This window comes from Pseudoselenomonas ruminis (assembly GCF_008271295.1).
GTDB lineage: Bacteria > Bacillota > Negativicutes > Selenomonadales > Selenomonadaceae > Selenomonas_A > Selenomonas_A ruminis.
In genome coordinates this window covers 132,843-139,521 of sequence record NZ_VTOY01000006.1, presented here as the reverse complement: position 1 = coordinate 139,521, position 6,679 = coordinate 132,843, and the positions used below count along the sequence as shown (strand labels likewise).

5 protein-coding genes are annotated in these 6,679 nt (G+C 54.7%); all 5 read left to right on the top strand.

Translation table 11 applies throughout. The features are described 5' to 3' along the window. Positions 1-75 precede the first annotated feature (75 nt). Positions 76-786, top strand: a complete 711-nt coding sequence (locus FZ040_RS08885) for a phosphatase (protein WP_149171662.1) — start codon at positions 76-78, stop codon at positions 784-786. A 47-nt stretch (positions 787-833) separates the two neighbouring features. After that, positions 834-2,255 (top strand): amino acid permease, encoded by a 1,422-nt coding sequence (locus tag FZ040_RS08880; RefSeq protein ID WP_149171661.1) that lies wholly within the window; start codon positions 834-836, stop codon positions 2,253-2,255. A gap of 93 nt (positions 2,256-2,348) precedes the next feature. Next, entirely contained in the window at positions 2,349-3,833 is a 1,485-nt protein-coding gene (locus FZ040_RS08875) for a class I adenylate-forming enzyme family protein (RefSeq protein WP_149171660.1), read from the top strand. Positions 3,834-3,950: 117 nt separating this feature from the next. Then, positions 3,951-5,291, top strand: coding sequence for an MATE family efflux transporter (locus tag FZ040_RS08870; protein WP_149171659.1), 1,341 nt, complete (start codon positions 3,951-3,953; stop codon positions 5,289-5,291). A gap of 56 nt (positions 5,292-5,347) precedes the next feature. Then, complete coding sequence (gene eno / locus FZ040_RS08865) at positions 5,348-6,652, top strand: phosphopyruvate hydratase (protein ID WP_149171658.1); 1,305 nt, start codon at positions 5,348-5,350, stop codon at positions 6,650-6,652. Positions 6,653-6,679: the final 27 nt, after the last annotated feature.

Here is a 6,679-nt window from a genome sequence, read left to right as displayed (position 1 = left end):
TGTCTTCGACAAAGGTTACACAACAGCGTTATAATAGAAGGCAGTGATTTTTACAAAGCAGGAGGTTTTTCGTTCATGAAAGATTTATTGGACGTACATACCCATACAATCGCAAGCGTCCATGCCTATAGCACGCTTCGCGAAATGATTACCGCGGCAAAGGAAAAAGGGCTGGAACTCATCGGCATCGCGGACCATGCCCCTTCCATGCCTGGCGCGTTCCACGAATTTTATTTCTGCAACTTTAAAGTCATCCGGCCTGAAGCCTACGGCATCGATGTGGTCATGGGCGTCGAGCTCAACATCCTCGACTTTGCCGGTTCCGTTGACCTCAAGGAGCATCTGCTCGCGCGCCTTGACTACGCCATCGCGAGCCTCCACGACCCTTGCATCCGTCCCGGAAGCCGTGAGCAGAACACGGCCGCACTGATTGGTGCCATGCGTCACCCGAAGGTCAAAATCATCGGTCATCCGGACAATCCGTTCTACCCGGTCGATTTTGACCAGCTGGCCAAGGCCGCCAAGGAAAACCATGTGCTGCTCGAAATCAACAACAGTTCCTACACGCCCGGTGGCAGCCGTGACGGTTCCCGTAAGCTTGCAGGCGAGCTTCTCGCCGCCTGCAAGAAATACGGCACCACCGTTATCCTCGGAAGCGATGCCCATATTGATTTAGATGTAGGCAACCATACCTATTCGCAGGAAATGATAGCCCAGTATGACTTCCCCGAGGAACTCGTCATCAACAGCGATCCGAAAAAATTTCGCGATTGGATTGCCCAATAATTTCCTAATTATATGCAGATTATACATTGAAAGGAATGAACTACTCCATGAATCTTTTCCGTACCAAGAGCATCGAGCAGATGCGCGCCGCTGCCGAAAACTCCGGCATGGCCAAAACCCTCGGTGCATTTGACCTCATTCTCTTAGGCATCGGCTGTGTCATCGGCACCGGCATCTTCGTCCTTACCGGTGTTGCCGCGGCCAAATACGCCGGCCCGGCGGTCACGATTTCCTTTATTCTCTCAGGTCTCGCCTGTGCCTTGGCTGGACTTGCCTATGCTGAGTTCTCTTCCATCGTGCCGGCATCAGGCAGTGCTTACACCTATACTTACGCATCATTAGGCGAATTTATCGCCTTTATCGTCGGCTGGAATCTGATTTTGGAGTACACAGTCACGGCCAGTGCCGTGGCTTCGGGCTGGTCCGGCTATGTCACAGGACTTTTGCAGAGTGCCGGTATTGAAGTCAGCCACGCGCTGACCCACGTCCCGGCTGACGGCGGCATCATCAATGTACCCGCCATTTTGATCACCCTGCTGTTAACCTTCTTCTTGATTCGCGGCACGCAGGAAAGCACGAAACTCAACCGGATTTTAGTCTTTATCAAGTTAGCGGCCGTTTTCATCTTCCTGCTGCTGGCCGGTCCTCATGTCAACACGGCCAATTGGGAACCCTTTATGCCCTTTGGCGCATCGGGCATTGCCGCTGGTGCTGCTATCGTATTTTTCGCTTATATCGGCTTTGATGCTGTCGCCACCTCGGCCGAGGAATGCAAAAACCCGTCCCGCGACCTGCCGATTGGCATCATCGGCTCGCTTGTCGTCTGCACCGCTCTCTACGTCATTGTCGCCGGTGTCCTCACCGGTGTCGTCCCCTATACCGAGCTCAACAACCCGGAGCCAGTAGCCTTTGCCCTGCGCTATATCGGCTATAACCTCGGCTCCGCCGTCGTCGGTGTCGGCGCCATTGCCGGTATCACCACGGTGCTCTTGGTCCTGCTCTACGGACAAGCCCGCATTTTCTTCGCCATGAGCCGCGACGGCATGGTTCCGGCCCGTGTCTGCAAGATTCACAAACGCTACCACACGCCGTATATCGTCACAGTTCTCGGGGCTATCTTTGTCTCGCTGATTGCCGGTTTTGCCCCCATTGGCCTGATCGCGGAAATGGCCAACATCGGCACGCTGTCAGCCTTCCTCGTCGCCGCCATCGGCGTCATGGTACTTCGCATCACCAAGCCCGACGTACCGCGTGCCTTCCGCTGCCCGCTCGTCTGGCTGATTGCCCCGCTGGCCGTTCTTGCTTGCGGCTATCTCATGGCTCACCTGCCGCTTGACACCTGGATTCGCTTCCTCGTATGGTGCGCATTTGGCTGCCTGGTCTACTTCGGTTACAGCTACCAACACAGCACCGTCGGCATCCAGCAGCGCAAAATCCGCAAGCTCAAAAAACTGCGTACTGATGCCTGATTTTTGCTTTGACAAAAATTAGTACCTAGTATAAAATTAACGCAAGCAGAAAACCTGCCCGTATTTTTTGAAACAGAAAGAAAGAGTGATGAAATGTTTATTCATGACCTTATTCGTCAGGGTGCACCTGACGCCTTGGCCATCGTTGACCACGAGCGCCGCTTCACCTATACAGAATTCCAGGAATGCGTGAACAACTGCCGCGACCGGCTCTATGCTGCCGGTGTCCGCCAGGGCGACCGCGTCGGCCTGTTCACGCGCAACAGCGCCGAGTTCGTCTTTGCCTTCATGGGCATCACGTCGCTGGGTGCCATCGTCGTTCCGATTAACTTCCAGCTCAGCAGCCGCGAGATTGCCTACATCATCAAAGATGCCGGCATCGAAACGGTACTGACCTATCAGCCACTGAACCTCGCCGACGCGATGGCCCAGCTGCGCTGCAACCTCAAAGTCACCCAGATGGATATCCGCAACATCGGCCAGAAAAAAGACGGCATTCCTGCCGCACCGGTTCTGACCGAATACTTCAGCGAAGATAATCCGTGCGAAATCATCTACACGTCCGGCACCACGGGCAATCCCAAAGGCGCTGTGCTCTCGCACCGCAATGTCGTGGCCAACACGCGCCAGATGTCCTTCATGGGCTGCAAAGCTGAGCACACGGTTCTCTGCGTCCTGCCGATGTATCACGTATTCGGCCTGACCTGCTCGGTATTCTATCCCTTCAGCGTCGGCGCGACGGTCGTTATCCTTGACTCCTTCACGCCGAAGGAGACCATCAGCACGATTCGCGACGAAAAGGTCACGGACCTCTACATCGTACCGTCCATCTGCAGCCTGCTGACGAAGCTGGCCAGCGAAGAGGATATGAAAACGGTCCGCCTCGTCGTCAGCGGCGGCACCACGCTGCCCCTCAAAATCCAGCAGGACTTCATGGGCAAATTCGGCGTCGACATCTGCGAGGGCTATGGCCTCTCCGAGACGTCGCCGGTTGTCACCATGAACCCGCCGGAAAAACCGAAAGTCGGCTCCTGCGGCCCGATTGTACCGGGTCTCAAATGGCGCCTCATCGACGCCGAGGGCAACGATGTCCCGCAGGGCGAAGCTGGCGAGCTCGTCGTAAAAGGCGACAACGTCATGCTCGGCTACTGGAATCTGCCGGATGTCACGCATGACGCTATGCGCGGCGGCTGGTTCCACACGGGTGACGTTGCCCGCGCTGACGAAGAAGGCTATCTGTTCATCGTCGACCGCATCAAGGACATGATTATCAGCATGGGTGAGAACATCTACCCGCGCGAAGTCGAGGAACTCATCTATCAGTTCCCGGGAATCTACGAAGCCGCCGTTGTCGGCATCGAGGACAAACTCCGCGGCCAGGCTGGCGCTTGCTTCTACAGCGTCCAGGAAGGCTGCACGGTCAATGTCCGCGAACTCAAAAAGTTCCTGCAGGCAAACCTGGCCCTCTACAAGATTCCGCGCGAATTCCACATCATGGATAAACTGCCGCGTACGACGACCGGCAAAATCGCCAAGAAAACAATCCTGACCGAATTCCAGGCAGGTAAAATCAAATAAGCATCAAATACTGCATTCTCCATGAGGATGCAGTATTTTTTACCCTCCTATTGACCTAGGTCAGTAAAATAGTTATACTACCCATTAAGAACTACGAAAGGATTAGCAAGAACCTGTATGCACACAAATCTATTTGTCAAACTGCCACCACGAAAACTATTTTTCCACTGTGCAGTACCGGCGGCTATCACCTCTGTGGCCGGAGCACTGTATGCCGTAGTCGATGGTATATTCGTCGGCCGCTTTATTGGTGAAAGTGCACTTGCCGCCATCAGCATCACCATGCCGGTCATCATGATGGTCGAGGCCCTTGCCAATATGATTGCCACCGGGGCCTCGGTAAACATTGCGATTCACCTGGGGAAAAAGGAACGCGAAACCGCCTCGCGCATCTTCTCCTTTTCCGTCAAATTCATCCTCACACTCTCCTGCCTGATTGGCCTGGCAGGCTTTTTCTTTGCCCGTCCTTTAGTAATGACGTTAGCACCTGGCGCCAGCGCTGAGGTCATCGGTCTAAGCACCACCTATTTGCAAATCTACGCACTGTTTGCCCCGCTTATCCCCATCTATTTTGCCACCGATAATTTTCTGCGCGACTGCGGGCAGCCTCGCACCAGCATGATGATAAATGTTGCCACCCAGCTTTTAAATGTTCTTCTCGACTACATTCTCATCGTCCGGCTGGGACAAGGTATCACCGGCGCAGCCATTGGCAGCTGCGTTGCACTGGCACTAGGTTCGCTCGTTACCCTGAGCCTTTTTCTTGGCAAACGGCTTGACCTGTACTATACCCAAGGAACTATCCCGCTGCAGAAGTTTTTCCGCTTGATTGCCAATGGCGCCAGCGAATTTTTTAGCAGTATCGCCACCTCTATCATGAGCCTTGTCCTCAATATCTTCCTGCTGAAATACGGCGGAACAAGCGCGGTGGCGGCCTTCTCCATCGTCATGTACATCGACAGCATGCTCGGCATGCTGAATTTTGGCATCTGCGAAGCCCTGCAGCCGGCCATCAGCTACTGCTATGGAGCCAGGCGCTTCCTGCGCATGACTATCATCTTCCGTATCGTGCGCATCGCAATGATGACGATTGCCGCCACTTCCTTCCTGCTCATGTTATTGGCCAGCCCCTTTGCGGTCCAGCTTTTTATCCGCCCCGAAGACAGCGGGCTTATGGAAATCAGCCTGACCGCCATCACGATTTTTGCCTTCTCCTACCTGCCTGGCTGGATTGACATGTGCTACTCCTCCTACTTCACCGCCCTTGACCGGCCAGTGCTCTCCCTGATTGTCTCCCTCTGCGGAACTCTGCTGTTTCCACTCACAATTCTCTGCCTTTTTTCCCACCTCTGGGGCCTTATTGGCATCTGGCTCATGTTCCCCGCCGCCGCTCTTGCCAGCAGCGGACTGGCACTGTTTCTGTTTAAAGTAGTTGATAAATCTTCTCAAATATACTAAAATACTTATGTTGATAGCATTTCTCATTTACCTATTACTTTTCAGGAGGTAACAACATGAAGGAATATTTGAAGATTATGCAGGTCATTGGCCGTGAAATCATCGATTCGCGCGGCAATCCGACGGTCGAGGCGGAAGTTGTCCTCGCAGACGGCACGATAGGCCGGGCAGCGGCGCCGAGTGGTGCTTCGACTGGCGAGTTTGAAGCACTCGAACTGCGCGATGGTGACAAGTCAAAATTTGGCGGCAAAGGCGTATCCAAGGCCGTTGCCAACGTCAATGAGATCATCGCCCCGGCGCTCGTCGGCGCGGATGCTTCGGATGGCTATGCCCTCGATGCCATTATGTTCGAGCTCGACGGCACCGAAGACAAATCAAAACTCGGCGCCAATGCCATCCTGGCCGTTTCGCTGGCGGCCGCCAAGGCAGCAGCTAAAGCTGATGACATCCCACTCTACCGCTACTTCGGCGGCATCAACGGCAACCAGCTGCCAGTCCCGATGATGAACATCTTAAACGGTGGCGCTCATGCCTCGAACTCTGTCGATACCCAGGAATTCATGATTATGCCGGCTGGTGCCCCAAGCTTCCGCGAAGCACTACGCTGGTCGACCGAGGTGTTCCACGCGCTCCAGTCCCTGCTCAAAAAAGAGGGCGAGACGACGGCCGTTGGCGATGAAGGCGGCTTTGCGCCGAACCTCAAATCCGATGAGGACGCCATCGAACATATCCTGCAGGCCATCAAGGACGCAGGTTATGAGCCTGGCCGCGACTTCGTACTCGCCATGGATGCTGCGGCTTCCGAGTGGAAGAGCGACAAGGGCAAAGGCTTCTACAAACAGCCAAAATCCGGCCGCGAATACACTTCCGACGAGCTCATCGCCCATTGGGAATCCCTCGTCGACAAATATCCCATCTACTCCATTGAAGATGGCCTGGACGAGGAAGACTGGGATGGCTGGCAGAAGATGACGGAAAAACTCGGCCACAAAGTCCAGCTCGTCGGCGATGACCTCTTTGTCACGAACACGAAGCGTCTCAAAAAAGGCATCGAACTCGGCTGCGGCAATTCCATTCTCATCAAGCTCAACCAGATTGGCTCACTCTCCGAAACGCTTGAAGCCATCAAGATGGCACATAAAGCCGGCTACACGGCCATCGTCTCCCACCGCTCCGGTGAGACGGAAGACACGACGATTGCCGATCTGGCCGTAGCGCTGAACACTGCCCAGATAAAGACCGGTGCACCGTCCCGCTCCGAGCGCGTAGCCAAGTACAACCAGCTGCTGCGCATCGAAGAACAGCTTGGCAGCAGTGCCGTCTATCCGGGCAAAAATGCCTTCGGCTTCAACCGCAACTAAATAACTTGTCCCTATCCCCTATTCTCA

Bases quoted from the DNA above. Each gene is read 5' to 3' on its own strand.
- eno (WP_149171658.1), top strand. From the start codon at position 5,348: ATGAAGGAATATTTGAAGATTATGCAGGTCATTGGCCGTGAAATCATC.
- FZ040_RS08870 (WP_149171659.1), top strand. From the start codon at position 3,951: ATGCACACAAATCTATTTGTCAAACTGCCACCACGAAAACTATTTTTC.
- FZ040_RS08875 (WP_149171660.1), top strand. From the start codon at position 2,349: ATGTTTATTCATGACCTTATTCGTCAGGGTGCACCTGACGCCTTGGCC.
- FZ040_RS08880 (WP_149171661.1), top strand. From the start codon at position 834: ATGAATCTTTTCCGTACCAAGAGCATCGAGCAGATGCGCGCCGCTGCC.
- FZ040_RS08885 (WP_149171662.1), top strand. From the start codon at position 76: ATGAAAGATTTATTGGACGTACATACCCATACAATCGCAAGCGTCCAT.